The organism is uncultured Ruminococcus sp., from assembly GCF_934476685.1.
GTDB lineage: Bacteria > Bacillota > Clostridia > Oscillospirales > Ruminococcaceae > Hominimerdicola.
Map to the genome: position 1 here is coordinate 25,263 of NZ_CAKSNX010000002.1, position 21,940 is coordinate 47,202.

19 protein-coding genes are annotated in these 21,940 nt (G+C 41.3%); 15 read left to right on the forward strand and 4 right to left on the reverse strand.

What is annotated here, in order from left to right; all coding sequences use genetic code 11:
• Positions 1-144 precede the first annotated feature (144 nt).
• The 3 genes from ftsH to Q0E19_RS02670 all read left to right on the forward strand — a co-directional run bounded on the left by ftsH (position 145) and on the right by Q0E19_RS02670 (position 3,279).
• Complete coding sequence (ftsH, locus tag Q0E19_RS02660; RefSeq protein ID WP_294407096.1) at positions 145-2,091, forward strand: ATP-dependent zinc metalloprotease FtsH; 1,947 nt, start codon at positions 145-147, stop codon at positions 2,089-2,091.
• A 68-nt stretch (positions 2,092-2,159) separates the two neighbouring features.
• Positions 2,160-2,927, forward strand: a complete 768-nt coding sequence (locus tag Q0E19_RS02665; RefSeq protein WP_294407098.1) for a TIGR00282 family metallophosphoesterase — start codon at positions 2,160-2,162, stop codon at positions 2,925-2,927.
• Between the two features lie 91 nt (positions 2,928-3,018).
• Positions 3,019-3,279 carry a stage V sporulation protein S gene (locus Q0E19_RS02670; protein ID WP_294407101.1) on the forward strand — a complete coding sequence of 87 codons (261 nt, stop codon included), beginning with the start codon at positions 3,019-3,021 and terminating at the stop codon, positions 3,277-3,279.
• A gap of 99 nt (positions 3,280-3,378) precedes the next feature.
• Here Q0E19_RS02670 and nrdD read toward each other — a convergent pair whose 3' ends face one another.
• Positions 3,379-5,550 (reverse strand): anaerobic ribonucleoside-triphosphate reductase, encoded by a 2,172-nt coding sequence (nrdD, locus tag Q0E19_RS02675; RefSeq protein ID WP_294407103.1) that lies wholly within the window; start codon positions 5,548-5,550, stop codon positions 3,379-3,381.
• 273 nt (positions 5,551-5,823) lie between these two features.
• Between nrdD and Q0E19_RS02680 the strand changes: the two genes are divergently transcribed.
• Together Q0E19_RS02680 and Q0E19_RS02685 are read left to right on the forward strand one after the other, a co-directional pair.
• On the forward strand, positions 5,824-6,471 hold the full coding sequence (locus Q0E19_RS02680; protein ID WP_294407106.1) for a Crp/Fnr family transcriptional regulator: 648 nt from the start codon (positions 5,824-5,826) through the stop codon (positions 6,469-6,471).
• A gap of 156 nt (positions 6,472-6,627) precedes the next feature.
• Complete coding sequence (locus tag Q0E19_RS02685) at positions 6,628-7,911, forward strand: SGNH/GDSL hydrolase family protein (protein ID WP_294407110.1); 1,284 nt, start codon at positions 6,628-6,630, stop codon at positions 7,909-7,911.
• Positions 7,912-7,972: 61 nt separating this feature from the next.
• On the opposite strand, the gene nrdR is transcribed toward Q0E19_RS02685, so the two are convergent.
• On the reverse strand, positions 7,973-8,413 hold the full coding sequence (gene nrdR / locus Q0E19_RS02690) for a transcriptional regulator NrdR (RefSeq protein WP_294407114.1): 441 nt from the start codon (positions 8,411-8,413) through the stop codon (positions 7,973-7,975).
• 298 nt (positions 8,414-8,711) lie between these two features.
• Here nrdR and nrdG point away from each other — a divergent pair, with 298 nt between their 5' ends.
• From nrdG to Q0E19_RS02725, 7 genes are all read left to right on the forward strand, one after another.
• Positions 8,712-9,251: an anaerobic ribonucleoside-triphosphate reductase activating protein gene (nrdG, locus tag Q0E19_RS02695; protein ID WP_294407117.1), complete on the forward strand. Its 540-nt coding sequence runs from the start codon at positions 8,712-8,714 to the stop codon at positions 9,249-9,251.
• 209 nt (positions 9,252-9,460) lie between these two features.
• The gene (locus Q0E19_RS02700) at positions 9,461-10,780 is read left to right on the forward strand and encodes an aspartate kinase (protein WP_294407119.1); all 1,320 of its coding nucleotides are present in this window, start codon (positions 9,461-9,463) and stop codon (positions 10,778-10,780) included.
• 78 nt (positions 10,781-10,858) lie between these two features.
• Positions 10,859-11,854: an aldo/keto reductase gene (locus Q0E19_RS02705; RefSeq protein ID WP_294407122.1), complete on the forward strand. Its 996-nt coding sequence runs from the start codon at positions 10,859-10,861 to the stop codon at positions 11,852-11,854.
• A gap of 20 nt (positions 11,855-11,874) precedes the next feature.
• Complete coding sequence (locus Q0E19_RS02710) at positions 11,875-12,825, forward strand: GTP-binding protein (protein WP_294407124.1); 951 nt, start codon at positions 11,875-11,877, stop codon at positions 12,823-12,825.
• Positions 12,826-13,040: 215 nt separating this feature from the next.
• Positions 13,041-13,424 (forward strand): CidA/LrgA family protein, encoded by a 384-nt coding sequence (locus Q0E19_RS02715; RefSeq protein ID WP_294407127.1) that lies wholly within the window; start codon positions 13,041-13,043, stop codon positions 13,422-13,424.
• The gene (locus Q0E19_RS02720; RefSeq protein WP_294407130.1) at positions 13,417-14,109 is read left to right on the forward strand and encodes an LrgB family protein; all 693 of its coding nucleotides are present in this window, start codon (positions 13,417-13,419) and stop codon (positions 14,107-14,109) included. The genes Q0E19_RS02715 and Q0E19_RS02720 overlap by 8 nt, the downstream gene beginning before the upstream one ends.
• A gap of 23 nt (positions 14,110-14,132) precedes the next feature.
• Positions 14,133-14,795 carry a GntR family transcriptional regulator gene (locus Q0E19_RS02725; protein ID WP_294407132.1) on the forward strand — a complete coding sequence of 221 codons (663 nt, stop codon included), beginning with the start codon at positions 14,133-14,135 and terminating at the stop codon, positions 14,793-14,795.
• A gap of 38 nt (positions 14,796-14,833) precedes the next feature.
• Here Q0E19_RS02725 and Q0E19_RS02730 read toward each other — a convergent pair whose 3' ends face one another.
• Positions 14,834-15,619: an HAD family hydrolase gene (locus Q0E19_RS02730; RefSeq protein WP_294407136.1), complete on the reverse strand. Its 786-nt coding sequence runs from the start codon at positions 15,617-15,619 to the stop codon at positions 14,834-14,836.
• Between the two features lie 545 nt (positions 15,620-16,164).
• On the opposite strand from Q0E19_RS02730, the gene Q0E19_RS02735 reads away from it, so the two are divergent.
• Positions 16,165-18,438 carry an LTA synthase family protein gene (locus Q0E19_RS02735; RefSeq protein WP_294407139.1) on the forward strand — a complete coding sequence of 758 codons (2,274 nt, stop codon included), beginning with the start codon at positions 16,165-16,167 and terminating at the stop codon, positions 18,436-18,438.
• A gap of 136 nt (positions 18,439-18,574) precedes the next feature.
• Here Q0E19_RS02735 and Q0E19_RS02740 read toward each other — a convergent pair whose 3' ends face one another.
• Positions 18,575-19,660, reverse strand: coding sequence for a GGDEF domain-containing protein (locus Q0E19_RS02740; RefSeq protein WP_294407141.1), 1,086 nt, complete (start codon positions 19,658-19,660; stop codon positions 18,575-18,577).
• 611 nt (positions 19,661-20,271) lie between these two features.
• On the opposite strand from Q0E19_RS02740, the gene Q0E19_RS02745 reads away from it, so the two are divergent.
• A complete protein-coding gene (locus Q0E19_RS02745; RefSeq protein ID WP_294407145.1) occupies positions 20,272-21,018 on the forward strand; it encodes a DeoR/GlpR family DNA-binding transcription regulator in 747 nt (248 codons plus the stop codon).
• Complete coding sequence (pfkB, locus tag Q0E19_RS02750) at positions 21,019-21,921, forward strand: 1-phosphofructokinase (protein ID WP_294407147.1); 903 nt, start codon at positions 21,019-21,021, stop codon at positions 21,919-21,921.
• Positions 21,922-21,940 lie beyond the last annotated feature (19 nt).

Sequence of the window (21,940 nt, forward strand, 5' to 3'; positions counted from 1 at the left end):
TATCTTTGCTTATTATATTACATGATTTTCACGTTTCTGTCACAAAAACGGTATATAATCTTCTAAGCTGTAAATATAATGTATAGCGCAGCAATGTATTAAAAATGCATTTTATATAAAATTAGAACAAAAGGTTGTGATTGATTGAAAAACGGCGGAAAAACCTTGCTGGTGTACTTGATAGTTTCGATTTTTATAATCACCGGTCTGGTTTATATGCTTATGGGCATGAGTACAAAAAATGGCGATACAAAGTATTCAAAGGTCATGGCTGAATTCGACAGCCTCAACGTTTCATACTTTGAACTTGATCTCGGCTCAGGCGAGCTGACATATAAGCTCAAAGGCGATGATAAGAAGGAATACAGCTACACTGTTCCGAACGTATCGCTTTTTGCAAATGAGATACTCGGCGGTGAGGACGCAACTAACTATCGTAAGCTTTATGACGCTGCTAATCCGGACGATCCATTGGAGTATGATCTCATACCTGTTTCGGACAACAGCTTCTGGCTCAATCTTATCCCGACGCTGCTTATGCTGGGCGTAATGATCTTCTTCTTTGTGTTTATGATGAAGAGCGCTAACGGCGGCAAGATGACTTCCTTCGGCAAGACCAATGCAAGACTTGCACCGAGCAACAAGAAAGCGACTTTCGCCGATGTTGCGGGCGCAGACGAGGAAAAGGAAGAACTTAAAGAGATCGTTGACTTCCTCAGAGATAACAAGAAATATATCGAGATCGGCGCAAGAATACCTAAAGGAGTGCTGCTTTTAGGCCCTCCGGGTACAGGTAAAACTCTTCTTGCAAGAGCGGTCGCAGGCGAGGCTAACGTTCCGTTCTTCTCAATTTCGGGTTCTGACTTCGTTGAGATGTTCGTCGGCGTCGGTGCTTCGAGAGTAAGAGATCTTTTTGAACAGGCTAAGAAAAATGCACCGTCTATCATCTTTATAGATGAGATCGACGCTGTCGGCCGTCAGAGAGGCGCAGGTCTTGGCGGCGGACATGATGAGCGTGAGCAGACGCTTAACCAGCTGCTGGTAGAAATGGACGGTTTTGCTGACAATGAGTCAGTTATCGTTATGGCTGCCACAAACAGACGTGATATACTTGACCCTGCTCTGTTAAGACCGGGCAGATTTGACAGACAGATACTCGTAAGCTACCCTGACGTTAAGGGCAGAGAAGAGATACTCAAAGTTCATACAAGAAACAAGCCGCTTGCTCCTGACGTGAGCCTTGAAACTATTGCAAAAAGCACAGTCGGTTTTACTGGTGCAGACCTTGAAAACCTTGTTAATGAGGCTTCGCTGCTGGCTGCAAGAAAGAACAGAAAAGCTATCACAAGAGCGGATATGGAAGAGGCTTCTATCAAGGTAGTTGCCGGTCCTGAAAAGAAGTCGAAGGTAGTTACCGAGGCTGAAAAGCGTCTTACAGCATACCACGAGGGCGGTCATGCGATCTGTACCTATTACTGCAAGACTCAGGATAAGGTGCATCAGGTATCAATTATCCCAAGAGGTCAGGCTGGCGGATTTACAATGAGCTTGCCTGAAAAGGATAAGTCATATGTAAGCAAGAATGAAATGTATGACAACATCATCGTTCTGTTGGGCGGAAGAGTTGCTGAAAAGCTCATACTTGACGACATCTCAACAGGTGCGTCAAACGACCTTGAAAGAGCAACTTCAACAGCACGAAACATGGTCACAAGATACGGTTTCAGCGATAATCTCGGTCCTGTGGTCTATGGTCAGGGCGAGCATGAGGTTTTCCTCGGCAGAGATTATACCAATACTCCAAGCTACTCAGACAATGTTGCTGCTGAGATCGACAATGAGATAAGAACTCTTGTTGAGTCTGCGTTCAATGACGCTGAGAAGATCCTTAAGGAGCATATGGATAAGCTTCATCTCATTGCAAAATATCTGATGAAGAATGAAAAGATAGACGGTGTAAACTTTGAAAAGCTTATGAAGGGCGAGCTTACACAGTTTGACTTTTCAGACAATGCAGAAGAAGTAAAGGCTGAGCAGGTTTCGGATATAAATATTCCTGAAACTCCAGCAGTTGACGATTCTGAAATATAAAAACAAGAGCAGGAGCTGTTGCATTTTGCAGCAGCTCCTTTTAACAATCAGAGATACGGAGAAGAAATATGAATTTACTTTTTATCGGTGACGTTGTCGGCAACGCAGGCTGTGAGATACTTTCAAAGCGCCTGTATAATATCAAAAAAGAATATGACATTGATTTTACTATAATCAATGGTGAAAATTCCGCACAGGGCAACGGCATAACACCGCAGTCGTATGATAAGCTTATCCGCATGGGTGCGGACGTTATCACTACGGGCAATCATTGTTTCAAGAGAAAAGAAGCCGTTGGTATGTATTCTGAAAATGAAATACTGTTAAGACCTGCAAACTACCCCGATGGAGCGGAGGGCAGGGGATTTACAGTGGTGGATCTTTGCCCTGTGAAGATAGCGGTAGTCAATCTTATGGGTACGATGTATCTTGAAAGCCTTGATAATCCGTTTTTCTGTATAGACAAAATTCTGGAGCAGATAGATACGCCTAATATCTTTGTGGATTTTCATGCCGAGGCAACTTCCGAAAAAAAGGCTATGGGATTTTATCTTGAAAAGAAAGTTACCGCCGTTATCGGCACACATACTCATGTTCAGACATCTGACGAAACTATTCTCGGCGGTCATACCGCTTACATAACCGATGCAGGAATGACAGGTCCTGAACGTTCTGTGCTGGGTGTCGAGAGTGAGATAATCATTAAAAAACTGAAATATCATACCCCTGTGAAGTTCGTTGAAAGCAGTAATCCTGCAAGCATCAACGGCGTGGTGGTTTCATTCGATGAAAAATCGGGAAAAGCTACAAATATTAGTAGAATTATTATGCACTAATGCCTAAAAAGATCTTCGGGTATTGCAAATTCAATTATTTTGTAGTATAATGATTTTATAAATTTGCTATAATTTTTTGGGAGGTTATATTGTGGAAATTTTAAAGGTGTCATCCAGATCTGTGCCTAACTCAGTTGCAGGTGCAATTTCGGGTGTTATCAGAGAGAAAGGCGCTGTCGAGGTTCAGGCTGTTGGCGCAGGCGCTGCAAATCAGGCGATAAAGGCTATCGCTATCGCAAGAGGATATCTAGCTCCTCTCGGTATCGATATGATCTGTATTCCTGCTTTTGCCAATGTACTTATAGATAATGAGGAGCGCACCGCTATCAAACTGATCTGCGAGGAAAGATAATAACAGGCAGGATCAGACAAGCCTTTAAATCACTTAAATAAATTACGGGACTTTGCATTTTATTTCTGCAAAGTCCCGTTTTAAGTTTGTATTATTTTATTACAAATGAAGAACTCTTTCCTTTATTTCCTGAGTTCTGCCCTGATTCCAGAACTGTGTGCCGATATAGCCGCAGGTCCTTCTGGCAACATTCATTTTATCCTGATTTCTGTTTCCGCAGTTCGGGCATTCCCATACAAGCTTGCCGTCGTCCTCAACAATGCTTATCTCTCCGTCATATCCGCAGACCTGACAGTAGTCGCTCTTTGTGTTAAGCTCAGCGTACATTATATTTTCGTAGATGTATCTGATAACATTGAGTACCGCAGGGATATTGTTCTGCATATTCGGAACTTCAATATAGCTGATAGCGCCTCCGGGTGAAAGATGCTGGAACTGGGATTCAAATTTAAGCTTAGTGAAAGCGTCGATCTTTTCTGTAACGTGAACATGATAGCTGTTTGTGATATAATTTCTGTCCGTTATGCCCTCGATAACGCCGAAACGCTTTTGCAGGCATTTTGCAAATTTATAAGTTGTGCTTTCAAGGGGAGTTCCATAGATAGAGAAGTCGATATTTTCCTTAGCTTTCCATTCAGCGCAGGCATCGTTCATATGCTGCATAACTTCAAGTGCAAAAGGAGTAGCCTCTTTATCGGTATGGCTCTTGCCTGTCATATATTTTACACATTCATAAAGACCTGCGTAACCGAGGGAAATGGTTGAATATCCGCCGTAAAGCAGCTTGTCGATAGGCTCGCCCTTTTTCAGTCTTGCAAGTGCGCCGTACTGCCAGAGTATAGGAGCAACGTCAGAAAGCGTACCTTTAAGTCTTTCATGTCTGCACATAAGAGCACGGTAGCAGAGGTCAAGACGCTGATCGAATATCTTCCAGAACTTACCCATATCTCCGCCTGAGGAAAGTGCAACGTCCACAAGGTTGATCGTAACAACGCCCTGATTAAATCTTCCGTAATACTTAGGTTTACCGTTTTCATCAACATAAGGTGTTAGGAAGCTTCTGCAGCCCATGCAGGTATAGCAGTGACCTTCGCCGTTTTTATCCTTTTTAAGTTCAAGCATGACCTTCTCAGAGATATAGTCAGGAACCATTCTCTTAGCTGTGCATTTTGCAGCCAGTTCTGTAAGATAGTAGTATTTCCCGTCAGGTGTAACGTTATCCTCTTCAAGAACATATATAAGTTTCGGAAAAGCAGGAGTTACCCATACGCCCGATTCGTTCTTTACACCCTGCGTTCTCTGTCTGAGAGTCTCCTCGATTATCATTGCAAGGTCAGCCTTTTCACGCTCGCTCTTAGCCTCGTTAAGGTACATAAATACAGTAACGAAAGGAGCTTGTCCGTTTGTGGTCAGCAGGGTAACTACCTGATACTGTATAGTCTGAACACCTCTTGTGATCTCCTTGCGGAGTCTTTCCTCAACGATCTGCGAAAGCTTTTCTTCGCCGGGATCGCAGCCGAGGTCAGCCACTTCTTCTAACAGTTCACGTCTTATCTTTTCTCTTGAAGTCTGAACGAACGGAGCAAGGTGCGCAAGGCTTATGCTCTGACCGCCGTACTGATTAGATGCGACCTGAGCGATTATCTGTGTTGCGATATTGCAGGCTGTTGAAAAGCTGTGTGGCTTTTCGATGAGTGTTTCGCTGATAACTGTGCCGTTCTGCAGCATATCCTCAAGGTTTACAAGGTCGCAGTTGTGCATATGCTGAGCGAAATAGTCTGTATCGTGGAAATGTATAAGTCCCTGTTCATGAGCCTCTACGATATCCTGAGGCAGAAGAAGTCTTTTGGTTATGTCACGGCTCACTTCGCCCGCCATATAATCTCTCTGAACACTGTTGACAGTAGGATTTTTATTGGAATTTTCCTGCTTTACTTCCTCATTTGCACATTCGATAAGGCTGAGGATCTTGTTGTCGGTAGTGTTGGATTTTCTTATAAGCGAACGTGTATAGCGGTATCTTACATAGCGTCTTGCAAGCTCAAATGCGCCCTTTGACATAAGCTGGTTTTCCACCATATCCTGAATTTCTTCAACAGATACGGCTCTGTTCATCTTATTGCATTTGTACTCAACATACTCCGCAGCGTCGCATATCTCTTCATCAGATATTCTGCCTTTTTCGCAGGCGCTGTTAGCTTTTTTTACCGCATTGATAATTTTTTCAATATCAAAAATTTCTTCCGAACCGTTTCTCTTGATGATTTTCATTTTCTTCTTATCCTCCGTAGATGCTTAAAACTATCTTTTTATTTTTCTTATCTTTTCTTTTTCTCTTTTTTCTCTTTTTTCTCTTTGTTATCTGTACTTTTCTTATTTTTATAATGATAGTTTTGTTATCACTCTATTTAACTCCATTTTTACAGTGCTTATATATTGTACTATAAAAAAGCGCATCTGTCTGTTGCATTTGCAACAAAAACGTGGTATAATACTAGATATAGTGTTCGATAAAAAAGTTTGGCACATTATGGGGTGTGATGTATGTACGAATTGTTAATTGAAAATAACTTCACAGAATCTGAATCGGCTGAAATTGCGGTATTGCTGAAGTCATCGAGAAAAGCGTATAAAAAGAATGAAATAATTATAAGATTTACCAAAGAAACTGACGAATTAGGGATCATAAAATCGGGCAGGGCATATCTTATCAGCATAAATGGTGACGGTCAGAAAGCTATCATAGACTGTTTTGAACGTGGCGACAGTTTTTGCGGAGAAAACTATCCTGCGGACGGACTTAACGCTTGCTATATCATAGCAAAATCCTCCTGCACAGTGGAATTTGTCAGCTATTCAAGGCTGCGGAGCAGGGCAGGAGAACTTAGATCTGCCGGAAAGCTGTTTGATTTTCTGCTCGGCAGATCGGTGCGGAGAAATTTTATACATACCGAAATACTCAGCCAGCGTTCGATACGTTTAAAACTGCTGTGCTATTTTGAGTATTTAAAGGGCAGGCAGAAAAGCACTCAGATAACTTTGCCTATGACATACAGCGACCTTGCAGACTATATTGCCGCAGACCGCAGCGCTCTTATGCGTGAGGTGAAAAACCTCAGCAGTGAGGGAGTTATAACGGCTGACGGTAAAAGGATAACTCTTAATGGTGCGGCAGGGAAAAACCAACAATAAAAAGTCGGAGCAAGGCTTTAAAACCATTGACGAAATGAACGTGTTATGCTATAATTTTAACATAGCGATTTGTTATGTGATTATACAGCCTGCACTGCAAAAGCCGTATGTTTGGCGAGAGTGTGGGACTGTGAGAATATATAAAGGAGAATGACTATGAAAAAATTGATCGCAATAGTGTCTGCACTTGCCTGTGTGATGTCCCTTGCAGCCTGCGGAAGTTCAGACGACAGCTCTGCAAGCAGCACAGCAAGTTCACAGACTGAACAGACAGCGTCTTCTGATATCTCTGAAAGTGAAGGACCTGAAAAGAATGTTGAAAGCATAAGGGTAACAGACGCACAGTTTGATATCTATACTTCAAATACATATCTTTCAACTGGAAACAACGGCTTTGTGCGTTCTGCTGACGGGATAACCTATCGTGCGTATATACCTGTTGAACAGTATGACGAGCTTGAATATTGTTTCTATTTTTCAAATACGGTGGATTCTACATATAATAAAGGTAAGCCTGTTTATGTGGGAAAAGAGGGCGGCGAATATACTATCGAATATGCGGCAGTATATGACGGCGGAACTTCTCCCGATGAAGAGCCGACAAATAAATCGGACGTAACTTTTGGCGGTGAGTCCTCAAAGTCCGTTGCCGCAAATGAAACATACTGGAGCGACCCTGTAACGATAGATATTCCACAGGATCATTACCTTGTGTGGGAATGGAAACTGACAGGAAAAGAGATACCATGCAACAAGATGTCAAATCTGACTTCTGCGACGGCTGACAAAACAGGCGAGGGCAATTTTGAATACTGCGATGATATACCGCTGCCTGTATTTATCGGTGCAAAGAGGGAAAATGTTACAAACAGGGTAATGGCAATAGGCGATTCCATTACACAGGGCTGTCAGACTGAATTTATGAAGTTTGAATACTGGTCGGCTCAGATAGCACAGCAGCTTGGAGAAAACGCATCTTTCTGGAACTGCGGACTTGGCTGGGCGAGAACAAGCGACCTTTCGACCTGCGGAAACTGGCTCGGCAGATCACTTAACTGCGATACTGCGATAGTTGCTTTTGGTACGAACGACATTGCTTCGGGAGAATACAACGGCGACGGCGGAAATAAAGCGGAGGAGATAATAGCGTATTTAGAGCCTATTTTAGATCAGCTCAAAGCCGCAGACGTAAAGAACATCATTATCTTCAATGCGCCTCCTGAGGACTTTGACGAGGAAAAAGAGGCAGTAAGAACAGAATACAACGAAATGCTGAAAGAAACTGCTGAAAAGTACGGCGCAGAGTATTTTGATTTTGCCTCATATCTTTGTGATCCTGAAACACCTTCCGCTGCAAAATTCGGCGGACACCCGAACGGCGAGGGCGGAAAGATAGTTGCCGACGCTTTTATGGAAAAGTACGCATCACTTTTTGAATGATCCTAATAAAAATAAAATCCGTCTGAAAGTTCAGGCGGATTTTTCTGTATCTTATTGAATATTATTTCAGCTCGGATATTATCTGTATAAAAGATTCAACGTCATTGAAGTCCTTGTAAACAGACGCAAAACGAACATAAGCAACGTGGTCAAGATTTTTCAGACCCTTTAAGACCATATCTCCGATCTCGCTTGTGGTGGTTTCTGTCTGCATTTTGTTTGCATAGGTATTTTCAATATCGTCCACAAGGGAGGTTATCTGATCCACGCTTACAGGACGTTTTTTTATGGCACTCTGAAGTCCTTTTATAAGCTTCTGTCTGTCGAAAGGTTCAAAAGAGCCGTCCTTTTTATAAACCATAAGCAGCGGCTTTTCAACAACTTCATATGTAGTGAAACGTCTGCCGCACTTTGGGCATTCTCTTCTTCGTCTTTTTTTGCCTTCGCTTGGTCTTGAATCTATAACACGGGTATCCTCATAGCTGCAGAACGGACATCTCATTATAAATGCCTCCTCCTATAATAAAAAAATACTGCAAAAGCCCGAAATAAAGCATTGCTGCTTCTTTTATTATAACACATAGATCCTGCGATTGCAATAGGTTTTTCGCACTTTCAGACAGTTTTTTGCTGTTTTATTCAAGTAATTAATTGTACAGCTGAGTATTACTGTACAATTAAAGTACCTGCTGAGCCTGCGAGGGGACAGATATTATGGACGGCATTTGATTTTTTCAGTCAAAAGTGGTATAATAAAATTTACGCTATAAAACACATTTTGTTTTGAAAGGGCGAGGATAATGAATTATGGTGAGATCAAAAATTATGATATTGCTAACGGCGAGGGCGTAAGAGTAAGCTTGTTCGTTTCGGGCTGTACTCATCACTGCAAAGGCTGCTTTAATGAAATGACTTGGGATTTCAACTACGGAAAGCCATTCACAGAGCAGACTCAGCAGGAGATACTTGAAATGCTTGCTCCTGATTATATCGACGGACTTACCCTGCTTGGCGGGGAGCCTTTGGAGCAGTCAAATCAGCGGGCGTTGCTGCCTTTTATTAAAAAGGTAAGGGAGATGTATCCGAATAAAAGCATATGGTGCTATACGGGATATACTCTTGAAGAGGATCTTCTGAAAGAAAGCAGAGCAAGATGTGAGGTCACAGACGAACTGCTTTCTATGATAGACGTTCTGGTGGACGGCAAATTCATTCTTGAACGCAAAAACATAAGCCTTGCGTTCAGAGGTTCGGATAATCAGCGTATAATCGACCTTCCAGCATCTCTTTCATCTGGCAGCATAGTTTATAAGCTGCTTGAATGCGACAAATTAAAGTAACTTGCGATGTCCGTCACTGAAATACAAGCGTATTTCACAACGATACACTAAAAATATGCGAAAATTTCGCTTATTTGCACATTGACTTATTTTGCGCAATTTTGTATACTTGTTATTGTACTTGTTTGATAAGTGAAATGTTTGAAAATTTGAAAAGATATTCGGTTTCATTATATCTATACTATAATTTATTTTCGGGGGTTAATACAATGACAAAAGTTGTAAAATTTGGCGGAAGCTCACTTGCCAGCGCAGAGCAGTTCAAGAAGGTCAAGGAGATCATCACTGCGGAGAGTGCAAGAAGATTTGTTGTACCGTCTGCACCTGGTAAGAGATATGCCAGCGACATCAAGGTAACAGATATGCTTTACAGCTGCTATGACAGCGCAGCTAAGGGCAAGGATTTTTCAGATGAGTTCAAGGCGATCAAGGAAAGATATTACGGCATCATTTCAGAGCTTGGACTTGATCTTTCTCTCGAAAGCGAATTTGATACGATAAAGGCTTGCTTTATCGGTAAGGCAGGAAGAGATTATGCTGCGTCAAGAGGAGAGTACCTCAATGGTATCGTGCTTGCAAACTATCTCGGATATAATTTTGTAGACGCTGCAGATGTTATCTACTTCAATGAGCAGGGTCAGTTCGACGCAAAGAGAACAAACAAGGCTCTTTCAGCAAGACTTGCTGAGCTTGATAACGCAGTAGTTCCTGGTTTCTATGGTTCTATGCCTAACGACACTATCAAGACTTTTTCAAGAGGCGGTTCTGATGTAACAGGTTCTATCGTTGCAGCTGCTGTAAATGCCGATCTTTATGAAAACTGGACAGACGTTTCAGGCTTCCTGACCTGTGATCCTAGGATCATCGATGATCCTGCACCTATCACAACTATCACATATAAGGAACTCAGAGAGCTTTCATATATGGGTGCGACAGTTCTCCACGAGGACGCTATCTTCCCGGTTAGAAAAGCAGGTATCCCGATAAATATAAAGAACACAAACAGACCTGAGGACGTTGGAACAATGATCGTTGAGTCAACTTCTCAGAAGCCTGCTTACACTATCACAGGTATCGCAGGAAAGAAGGGCTTTACCGTAATCAATATTGAAAAGGATATGATGAATGCTGAGATCGGTTTCGGCAGAAAGGTCCTTGAAGTATTTGAGAAGAACGGTATCTGTTTCGAGCATATGCCTTCAGGTATAGATACAATGTCTATCGTTGTTCATCAGGCTGAGTTCGCAGATAAGGAGCAGGAGATCATGGCAGGTATCCACAGAAACTGCCACCCTGACACTATCGACATTGAAACAGACCTTGCTCTTATCGCAGTCGTTGGACGTGCAATGAAGTCCAACAGAGGTACAGCGGGAAGAATTTTCTCTGCACTTGCACACGCTCATGTAAACGTAAAGATGATAGATCAGGGTTCAAGCGAGCTTAATATCATAGTAGGCGTTGCAGAAGAGGATTTTGAAACTGCAAACAAGGCTATTTACGATATTTTCGTAGAAACAAAGCTTTAATTCAGATAAACCACATACCGCACAAAAACGCAGAAACTGTTTCTTGTGCGGTATTATTAGTATAAGGAGGGAAATTTTATGTATATGCCCGACGATAAAAGATATGAGAAAATGGTATATAACAGATGCGGCAAAAGCGGATTGAAGCTTCCTGCTGTGTCATTAGGCTTTTGGCAGAATTTTGGTCATAACGGCAATTTTGCCAATATGGAGAATATGGTGCATACTGCATTCGACGCAGGCATAAATCATTTTGACCTTGCAAATAACTATGGAAATCCCTATAACGGCAGCGCAGAGGAGAATTTCGGAAGAATACTTGATCGTGGTATGAGAGAATTCCGTGATGAACTTTGTATTTCCACAAAGGCAGGTTATGAGATGTGGGCAGGGCCTTACGGCGACAGGAACGGTTCAAGAAAATATCTTACCGCCTCGCTGGATCAGAGCTTAAAGCGTATGGGACTTGATTATGTGGATATATTCTATCATCATGTCTATGATCCGGAAACACCGCTTGAAGAAACTGCACTGGCCCTTGATAATGCAGTAAGGCAGGGCAAGGCGCTGTATGTGGGAATATCCAATTACGGAACTGAAAAGACTAAGGAGATGCAGGAGATATTCAGAGAGCTTAAAACTCCGTTTATTGTCAATCAGCCGTCCTATTCAATGCTCAATCGCTGGATAGAGGACGACAAGCTTGATGATTACGCAGCTGAAAACGGCATAGGTCTTGCAGTATTTTCACCGCTTTATCAGGGATTTCTTACTGACAGATATCTGAAAGGCATTCCTGAAGATTCAAGAATAGGAAAGGGTGCGACTTGGATAGGGGATCAGCTTGATGAGAAAATGCTGACAAAGCTTAACAAGCTGAATGATATCGCCGCAAAAAGAGGACAGAAACTTTCGCAGATGGCACTTTCATGGGTGCTGCATAACAAGGCTGTCACAACAGTTCTTATCGGTGCAAGCCGCCCCGAACAGATAAAAGATAATGTTGCCTGCGTGAATAAACTTGATCTCTCAGATGAAGAGATAGCTGAGATCGAAAAAGTGCTTGCAGAATAGCAGGAGTAAACTGATAATAAATGATTAAAATTGACTTGATAACAGGCTTTCTCGGTTCGGGAAAAACTACGTTTATAAGAAAGTATGCAAAGCATTTTCTTGATAAAGGGAAAAAGATATGCATACTGGAAAATGATTTCGGCGCAGTAAATGTTGACAGAATGCTTTTGCAGGATCTTATGTCGGATAACTGCGAGATAGAAATGGTATCTGCCGCATACGATAAGGACTGCCACAAAAGAAGATTTAAAACAAAGCTTATTTCAATGGGTATGCAGGGTTTTGACAGAGTAATAGTCGAGCCGTCGGGCATATATGATATTGATGAGTTTTTCGACGTTATAAGGGAAGAACCTCTCGACAGGTGGTTTGAGATAGGCAGCGTTATATGCATAGCTGACGCAGGGCTTGACAGAGATATGTCGGAAACGGCAGATTTTCTTTTTGCGTCACAGCTTGCCAATGCAGGTAAGATAGTTCTCAGCAAGTGCCAGCTTTTTGATGAGCAGGAGGTCGAAAAAACAGTTGCACATATAAAAAGTGTTATGAACAGGCTGAATATAAGCGGTGATATCGACGGCAAGATACTCTGCAAGGATTGGGACAAGTTTACCGATGAGGATATTGAAAGCATTGCCGAAAGCGGCTATGAACTTGGGGCATATGAAAAGAAGTGGATAGATGAGGGAAAAGCATTCAGTTCACTTTACTTTATGAATATCCGTATGCCGATAGATGTTTTTGAGGAAAAGGCAAGAAAGCTTATAGAGGACGGCAGCTTCGGCAATATCTTCCGTATCAAAGGCTTTATGCCTGCGGAGGGCGGTAAGTGGGCAGAGCTTAATGCCGTAAGGAGCAGCGGGCATACAAATATTACAGTAAAGCCTATCGAGAACGGACAGGAGGTTTTCATCGTTATCGGGGAAGATCTTGACGAAAAGGCTATAAAAGATTACTGGGAAAGCAAATAAGCATATCATCTAACATAAGCAGTACGTTTTTTTGTACTGCTTATGTTTTTTGTTAAATCCAGCTGTGTACTGAAATTATTCTGTTGTCAATATTACCGCATTTTTCTGTAAATCAACAGCAAGATTAGTGAAATATGCAGACCTCTTATTTATTGACACTTTATGCGTAATGTGGTAAAATAATTGGTAGTACCAATTATTTATGGAGTGATATTATGAAGTATCTTAAACAGTTCGGGATAATACTTATCATATCGTTTATAGGCGAGATCCTTAACGCAGTTATCCCTCTCCCTGTGCCGGCAAGCATATATGGACTTGTAATAATGCTGTCAGGATTATGCAGCGGAGTTATCAAGATCGAATCAGTGAAAGAAACCTCGATGTTTCTTATTGAGATAATGCCGATAATGTTTATCCCGTCGGCTGTCGGTCTTATTACCGTGTGGAAGATAATTAAACCAAGCATATGGTCATATGCGGCTATAACTGTCCTGTCTACGTTTATAGTTATGGCAGTTTCCGGCTGTGTAACGCAGCTTATTATCAGACGCAGAAAAAAGGCTCAGACAGCGGAAGGAAGTGTGGAAAATGGCTGATTTTTTTGAAAACTCCGTATTTTTCGGAGTTGCATTGAGTATATGTGCCTATGGTATCGGAATGGTCATAAATAAAAAGTTTAAGTTCGGAATACTTAATCCGCTGCTGATATCAATAGCACTTGTTATTGTTATACTTGTTGTTTCGGACATAAATTATGATACATATTATACAGGGGCAAAGTATATAAGCTACCTGCTGACGCCTGCAACGGTGTGCCTTGCTATACCTCTTTATGAAAAGCTTGAGCTGCTGAAGAAAAATATCAAGGCGATAATGATAGGCATATGTTCGGGAGTTGCGGCAAGCCTTTGCAGTATACTTGTTATGGCTGCTGTTCTCGGACTGGATCATAAGGAGTATGTAACATTCCTGCCGAAGTCTATAACCACCGCAATAGGAATAGGCGTTTCGGAGGAGCTTGACGGATATGTTACCATAACTACCGCAATAATACTTATCACAGGCGTTCTCGGCAACGTTGCTGCGCCGATGATATGCAGGCTTTTCAGGATAACAGAACCAGTGGCAAAGGGAATAGCTATCGGCACATCATCTCACGCTGTGGGAACTTCAAGAGCTATGGAAATGGGTGAAACAGAGGGCGCAATGAGCAGTCTTTCCATTGCTGTTGCAGGACTGCTGACAGTAGTCGGTGCGTCAGTCTTCGCACAGTTATTTTAAGCTGTATCGTTCGGAGAACTAAAATGAATGAGAATAAGGAATACAAAAAAGCAATAGATTATATATGCGGGCTTGTGGAGAGCCGTCAGCTGAATATCGGGGATAAGATACCGACCGAACGTGCTATCGCTCTGACTTTGGGCATAAGCAGAAATTCCACAAGAGAAGCTCTCCGTACCCTTGAAAATATGGGAGCGGTGGAGAGCAGGCATGGTTCGGGAAACTATCTTTCGGGAAATATATCAAAGGCGCTTTCGGATATGATAAATATGCTTATACTTCTGAACAGGATAAGTCCCGAAGAGATATGTGATTTCAGGCGAAGTATGGATAAAGCGGTCTGTCAGATGATAATAGACAGCGGTGATGAAATACCCGATATATTTACAGAGGCATTTGAAAACAGTGATGAAAAGGACGAAGCCGATGCGGACAGAGCCTTTCATTATATGCTAATACACGCAACGGGGAACCGTTTCTGGATAGAACTTATGGATGCGATATCCGACGTGTACAGAGGTTGGATAGACGATGTGCTGCGCAGTGCTGATGAAAAAACAAAGGCTGAACTCAGACAGTCGCACAGGGATATATGCGAGGCGGTCGTTCATCGTAAAAGCGAGGACTGCCGCAGGGCGATAGACCGTCATTATGATATGATAGACAGAGAAAGAAAAAGAGCATAAAAAAGCATCGGTATTACCGATGCTTCAGTGAACATATATCAGTTAAGACAAAGCTTTATTATCTCCGTCATAACGCTGTTGTCATTGTTTGAGCCTGTCGAGAAGTTTGCAGCCTTTTTGACGAGAGCGTGGGAGTTTTCCATAGAAAAGCTGTAATAGGAATTTTCCAGCATTTCAATATCATTGAGGTAATCGCCGAATGACATAGTTTCCTCATAATTTACGCCAAGGCGGTTCTGCACGTTGTGAAGAGCCGTTCCTTTAGTTATTCCGAGGTTCATTATATCTACCCAAAATCTGCCTGAAAGCTGAACATTGAAGTAATTGCCGTATTTATCCTTTAAAAGAGGGTAAGCGCTTTCTTCGATTCCGTTTTCTTCAAAAATGGCGATCTTGAAAATGTCGTCATCAAAAGCGGTAAGATCATCAAGCTTGACCTGATTTACATAGTAGTTGGCTATCTCCGCACAATGTGATGCCTTTTCTGCGTTATGCCAAGTCGCTTTTTTGCCGCAGAGCAGGACAGTAAGTCCAAGCTTTTCGCAAAATCTTATAATATTGACAACTGCGTCATGTGGGAGAACAGAGGTCGAGATGATCTCGCCTTTGTCATAAACATATGCGCCGTTATCACATATAAATATCAGATCGTCAAGATACTTCTGAAACTGATTTTTCAGCGTGCAGAAGCTTCTTCCGCTGGATACGGCAAAGCGGATCTTCTTCTTGCTGAGGTCGCTAAGTACAGCGTCAAAATTCTTTGGAATATTCTTTCTGTCGTCCAGCATAGTGCCGTCAAGGTCTGTTGCAATGAGTTTTATCATTGTAAATCCTCCGCTTTCCTATCATATGGCTGAATAGTCAGCCAAAGTAAAAATTAATACAATTAAATTATATCTCATTGCAAAAATAAAATCAATTTTTTTCACAAACCTTACATAAATTTCGACAAATTAAATAGTTTTAATCAAAGTCATTAAATAAATTATATTCTTCCTACAAAGAAAACCAACGTTTTGACTGCCGCTATTTTCTTGTGATAGTTTTCTGAAAATTGCTCGTTTTTTGTTGACTTTGTAAAAAATAGTGCTAAAATATAATATGGCGGCTGACCACAGGGGGCGGTATATGCGAAGATGAAAGTATATTATTTAAGTATATCTGCCTCAGTATCATTTATTGACGAAATGGTATGAACAGCTTAAATTTTTATTAATATTGCTGAATTTAACAGCGCTTTACTTGACATATCGCACAAAAAGTATTAGAATATTACTTATGTGCAAAAATGAATAACGGCTTTATGCCGAAGATATAAAAACTAGAATTAGGATAAAGATATAATTTTTTGTTGAAAAGGAGATTAAGAATGAGTAAGGTTATTGCTAAGATCCGCAGCTTTATGGGCGGATATTTTAAAGACAATATTTTACTTCTGACGTTTGTTCTTGTGTCTGTTATAAACGCATTTCTTCTGAGAGCGTTTACGGTGCGTTTCGCTTACAGCCAGATAAAGCCGCTTATGGCTGACGTGGCGGTAATGCTTTTATTCGCAATGATCTCATACATATTTAAAAAGCCTAAAGGACAGTTCATATACCTTATGATAGTGGATATAATTTTCTCTGTCCTCTGTGCGGGAAATTCGATCTACTACACGAACTATAAATCGTTCATCTCGGTTTCACTTATTTCCACAGCCTCACAGCTTGGTGGAGTTATGGATGCCGTAACTGAAAATATCCTTGAACCAAAGGATCTGATATTCCTTTGGACAATACCTGCGCTTATAGTAACATACATACTTTTAAAGCGCCGCACAAGGGATTATCAGTCACAGAACAAGGAAAAGCGCAAGAGAAGAAAATATGCTGTTGGAACATTCTGCGTTTCACTTGTTATTGCAGGTATCTTCTGTTCGACTCTGACGGGAACTGACTATTCACGTCTGAGAAAACAGTGGAACAGAGAGTATGTTCTCGGTACATTCGGTATGTATACATATCAGCTCAGCGACGTTGTAAGCTGCACATATTCAAAGATAAATATGATGTTCGGCTATGAGGAAAAGCGTGACGCTTTCAATGAGTTCTATGACGAAAAGGACGAGAACAGCGAGGAAACCAAAAAGAAGAACAATGAATATTCAGACATTTTCAAGGATAAGAATGTCATTGTTATCCACGCAGAAAGCGTTCAGCAGTTCACTCTTGATACCTATATAAATGGTGAGGAGCTTACTCCGAACCTTAACAGGCTTGCTAAAGAGGGACTTTACTTCTCAAACTTCTACGCACAGGAAAGCGTTGGAACAAGCTCAGACAGTGAATTTACTTTCGCATCATCGCTTATGCCTGCGTCAAGCGGTACAGTTGCGATAAACTACTGGGACAGAGATTACACAACAACTCAGAAGATGCTGAAAGATCAGGGCTACTACATTTTCAGTATGCACGGCAACAACGGTTCATACTGGAACAGACTTAATCTTCACAATTCTCTCGGATATGATAAGTTCTACAATTACACTACCGATTTCGATATTGACGAAACTATCGGTCTTGGACTTGCGGATAAATCTTTCTTCAGACAGGCAGTGCCTAAGGTAAAGGAGATAAATTCACAGCACGAAAAATGGTACGGCGCATTCCTTATGCTGACCAACCACACACCTTTTACGGATATCGAGCGTGTAAGCGACCTTGACGTTGACTTCAAGTACAAGAAATATAACGAGGAAACAGGTCTTTATGAAGAGGTTTCAGCGCCTTTCCTTGAAGGCAAAAAGCTTGGTTCTTATCTGAAATCAGTTCACTATGCTGACGAGGCTATCGGTCAGTTTATGGAGCAGCTTGATGAAGAGGGTCTGCTAGACAATACAGTAGTTGTTATCTATGGCGACCATGACGCAAAGGTAAAGGAATCTGAGTATGAATATTATCTTAACTACGATCCGTTCACAAAGACAGTACGTTCTGAGGGTGACGAGGGATATGTTCCGATAGATGATTTCTATTACAACATCAACAGAAAAGTACCTTTCATTATCTGGTCTAAGGACGGTGGCTATGAGCCAAAGGAGATCACAAAGGTAATGGGTATGTATGATGTTCAGCCAACTCTGGGAAATATGTTCGGCTTTGAGAACAAGTACGCTCTCGGTCATGACATTTTCTCATTCGGCGAGGACGAGGAAAATGTAGTTATCTTCCCGAACGGAAACTTTATTACTGATTCGATCTACTATGACAGCCAGAAGAACACATATTTTGATCTTACTGACTACGAGAATGTGGTAAAAACAGTGCCGTGCAATCAAGTCTATAAGGATAGTCCGAACCCCGTTTACGATGAACAAAAGGACGGAGAATACAAGGTCTATGAGGACGAAACCTACGGACAGGCGGCCTGTGACGCACGAATAAATGACGGACTGGTAGATGATGATTACATATCGGGTTACTCAAATTACGCAGATGAGCGTATAGATATATCAAATGCGATAATCTATTACGATATGATCTATATGACCGAGGAAGGTTTTGAAAATCAGGTCAATACCAATGGTTCGGACGACAGCGGAGCAGATGTGATATTTGCACCTCCGTCGGCAGATAAACGCAAGCCAACAGTGGTCGTATAATAAAGCACAAAACAAAGGCAATGTCGGACAAAAGTCGGGCATTGCCTTTTATATTTATAGTGATATATGCTGCAAAAAAGCCGGCGGAAATTTTATCCGTCGGCTTAGCTTTTGTTTTGCTTTTTGGTCAAGAATATCAGTCGGAACTGATGACCTGATTTTTACCGTTTTTCTTGCCCTTGTAAAGTCTGTTATCTGCAAGTGTGATGTACTTTTCAAAGTTCTCTCCGGCACCTGCTTCACATATGCCCAAGGTCATTGATATCCTGAACTGTTTTCCGTTTTCACAGAAATCGTAGTTATGGATACGTCTGATTATCTCTTCCGCAATATTTTTGCCCTCTTCAAGTCCGATAGACGGGATAGCGAAAAGAAATTCCTCACCGCCCCAGCGGCACACATAACCCTCAGCAGGAACGCAGTCGGTCATGATCTTTGAAACTGCTCTAAGAACTTCATCACCGGTATCGTGACCGTAGGTATCATTCACACGCTTGAAATCGTCGATATCTCCAAGTCCGATGATATAGGAATTCTGATTTTGCGTACTTGCATACTGTATCATTCGCAGAAAATCCATCATTGCACGTCTGTTGAAAAGCTGAGTAAGGGGATCGACAGAGGCAAGCTTCTGAAGGCTTTCGTTTTTGGCTTTGAGCTTATAATGAGTAGTTTCCCTGTTTACCATATAGATCGAGGAAACGTAGGTGATAATAAGAAAGCCAAAGAACATATTCAGCAGATAAATTGTATTATTTATTCTGATATTATCGAAAAGATAGATACCTTCCTTGTTGGACATATACAGCTTCATGACAACGAAAATAACTATGTCAACCACAGATATGGCATAAGGGACGGACAGGCGTTTCATCGGCATAAAGAATGGTATCGGCACGATGAAAAGCATGAACATCGCAAATCCTAAATTCCAGCCCATATAGTATATGCACATACAGGAATGGATCACAAATTCCAGCATTGAAATAAGTATGATAGGATTGCGCCGCTTAAACTTCGTTACAAGAAGATACATAGTAACATAGAAAGTAACGCTGAAATAATTATATTTCACCATGGGTGTGACACCCAGCATTTTGAACATTATCAGATAAATAATGTGACCTGCCAGACAGCCGATCATACCGATCTGATATACGGTCTTTTCGGTGACCTTATCAAAAGTTGAAAAAGTAAAATCAAGCTTTTTAGTTTTTTTCATGGCAACACCTTATTCAATATTATATAATTTCACCACATAAACAAATTTATAATATCTGTAATAATCTTTTCTAATTATAAACTAAATCCGTCTTTTTTTCAATGCATATTTTACACAAATATCGAAAACGTTTTTTGTAACAAGAATGATTTCGTTAAAATTTTTAGGTTCACGGCACAATATGTTAAAATATCAAAAGTTTTAAACTTATATCAAGGGCATAATAATCTTATAAGTATATTATATTTCGTAATTTTTCTGCGGGTGAAAAAACGCTCAACAAATCTTTCAAAAAACGTCATGATATAATATTGTGACGGTCAGTTTGCTTTTATCGTGTGACGCATTGTGATTGAATACAAGAATGATTATGACTGATTTCAAACTGAATAAATCATAAAAATCACAAACGTTCAGCTTGACTACAAACGTATATATAAATTAATTTGAATTTGTGTTTATTATGCACAAAAATGATGTCTTGAAATTATGCATATGACTAAAAATGAAATGTTTTGAAAGAAAATGAATGAAAATGCTTGATTTCTATGAAAAGGTGTGCTATTATAATGACAGAACAAAACATATAAAACATTCTGAGAGGTTTTAAAATGCTTACTGAAGAACGACATTCAATTATTCTTGAAACCATAAAACAGCAGCACAGCGTAAAGCTGAGCGACCTGTGCGTCATATTGGACGCATCTGAATCAACTGTCCGCAGGGATCTTAACCAGCTGGCTGAGAGGGGACTTATCACGAAAGTTCACGGTGGTGCTATTGAGGTCAACGAGAATTTTCTGAGGTTTGAACATAACGTTGAGGAAAAGTCAGCTTTGTTCGTTGATGAAAAAACTGCTGTTGCACAGTATGCGGCGAATCTTATAAGCGACGGCGATTTCGTTTATATCGACGCAGGCACAACTACCGAAAAGATGATCGAATTTATTCAGGCGAAGAATGTGACCTTTGTGACAAACGGCTTTATAAATGCCAAAAAGCTTGCACAGCGAGGGTTCAGAGTTTATATACCGGCAGGGGAGATAAAGCCTACGACAGAGGCTATAATCGGCGCAGAGTGCGTTATTTCACTCCAGCGGTACAACTTTTCAAAGTGCTTTATGGGAGTGAACGGCATATCTGTTTATGCAGGCTTTACAACACCAGACAACAATGAGGCGGTCGTAAAGGGAGCGGTAATAAACCGCAGCAAAGAGGTTTTCGTGCTGGCAGATCATTCAAAGTTCGATAAGGTCACTTCGGTAAGGTTTGCTGAACTCAGCAGAGCGAAGATAATCACAGACAGGCTGACAGATAAAAAGTATCTTAAAGAGGCAGATATCAAGGAGGTTTTATAAATGGTATATACAGTAACATTCAATCCGGCAATAGACTACGTTGTTCATACAGACGATATGAACGTGGGCGGAGTAAACCGTTCAAGATCTGAGGAAATTTATTTCGGCGGAAAGGGAATAAACGTTTCCATAGTCCTTTCAGAGCTTGGGATTAAGTCAAAGGCACTTGGATTTGTGGCAGGCTTTACAGGCAAGGCAATAGAGGACGGCGTAAAGGAAAAAGGCGTTGAAACTGATTTCGTTCAGCTCCACAGCGGCTTTTCAAGAATTAATGTAAAGATAAAAGCATCACAGGAAACAGAGCTTAACGGACAAGGTCCTGTGATAACGGAAGAGGCTATCGCAGAGCTTTATAAAAAGCTTGACGAGCTTAAGGACGGAGATACGCTGGTGCTTGCAGGAAGTATACCAAATACGCTGCCGTCAGATATTTACGAAAAGATACTTGAATATCTTTCAGGAAGAAATATCAGAGCGGTGGTTGACGCAACAAAGGATCTTCTGCTGAATGTGCTTAAATACAAGCCTTTCCTTATCAAGCCGAATAATCATGAGCTTGGCGAAATGTTCGGTGTAACGCTCACAACTGTTGAGGAGATAGTGATGTACGCTAAAAAGCTCAAAGAAATGGGTGCAGTAAATGTTCTTATCTCAATGGCAGGTGACGGAGCAGTCCTTATCGATGAGGACGGAGAAGTTCACGTTTGCGGTGTATGCAAGGGAACAGTAAAAAATTCAGTAGGCGCAGGCGACTCAATGGTAGCAGGATTTATTGCAGGCTGTCAGCAGGGCGACTATGAATATGCTCTCAAGCTTGGCACAGCCACAGGCGGTGCAACAGCCTTTTCAGACGGACTTGCTCAGAAAGATGATATTTTCAGACTGCTTGAACAGCTGAACTAAAAATAAAAATTACTGACGG

Excerpts from the sequence above, each read along its gene's own strand:
- Q0E19_RS02665 (WP_294407098.1), top strand. The coding sequence starts at position 2,160 with ATGAATTTACTTTTTATCGGTGACGTTGTCGGCAACGCAGGCTGTGAG.
- nrdD (WP_294407103.1), bottom strand. The coding sequence starts at position 5,550 with ATGAAAATCATCAAGAGAAACGGTTCGGAAGAAATTTTTGATATTGAA.
- Q0E19_RS02680 (WP_294407106.1), top strand. The coding sequence starts at position 5,824 with ATGTACGAATTGTTAATTGAAAATAACTTCACAGAATCTGAATCGGCT.
- Q0E19_RS02685 (WP_294407110.1), top strand. The coding sequence starts at position 6,628 with ATGAAAAAATTGATCGCAATAGTGTCTGCACTTGCCTGTGTGATGTCC.
- nrdR (WP_294407114.1), bottom strand. The coding sequence starts at position 8,413 with ATGAGATGTCCGTTCTGCAGCTATGAGGATACCCGTGTTATAGATTCA.
- nrdG (WP_294407117.1), top strand. The coding sequence starts at position 8,712 with ATGAATTATGGTGAGATCAAAAATTATGATATTGCTAACGGCGAGGGC.
- Q0E19_RS02700 (WP_294407119.1), top strand. The coding sequence starts at position 9,461 with ATGACAAAAGTTGTAAAATTTGGCGGAAGCTCACTTGCCAGCGCAGAG.
- Q0E19_RS02705 (WP_294407122.1), top strand. The coding sequence starts at position 10,859 with ATGTATATGCCCGACGATAAAAGATATGAGAAAATGGTATATAACAGA.
- Q0E19_RS02710 (WP_294407124.1), top strand. The coding sequence starts at position 11,875 with ATGATTAAAATTGACTTGATAACAGGCTTTCTCGGTTCGGGAAAAACT.
- Q0E19_RS02715 (WP_294407127.1), top strand. The coding sequence starts at position 13,041 with ATGAAGTATCTTAAACAGTTCGGGATAATACTTATCATATCGTTTATA.
- Q0E19_RS02720 (WP_294407130.1), top strand. The coding sequence starts at position 13,417 with ATGGCTGATTTTTTTGAAAACTCCGTATTTTTCGGAGTTGCATTGAGT.
- Q0E19_RS02725 (WP_294407132.1), top strand. The coding sequence starts at position 14,133 with ATGAATGAGAATAAGGAATACAAAAAAGCAATAGATTATATATGCGGG.
- Q0E19_RS02730 (WP_294407136.1), bottom strand. The coding sequence starts at position 15,619 with ATGATAAAACTCATTGCAACAGACCTTGACGGCACTATGCTGGACGAC.
- Q0E19_RS02735 (WP_294407139.1), top strand. The coding sequence starts at position 16,165 with ATGAGTAAGGTTATTGCTAAGATCCGCAGCTTTATGGGCGGATATTTT.
- Q0E19_RS02740 (WP_294407141.1), bottom strand. The coding sequence starts at position 19,660 with ATGAAAAAAACTAAAAAGCTTGATTTTACTTTTTCAACTTTTGATAAG.
- Q0E19_RS02745 (WP_294407145.1), top strand. The coding sequence starts at position 20,272 with ATGCTTACTGAAGAACGACATTCAATTATTCTTGAAACCATAAAACAG.
- pfkB (WP_294407147.1), top strand. The coding sequence starts at position 21,019 with ATGGTATATACAGTAACATTCAATCCGGCAATAGACTACGTTGTTCAT.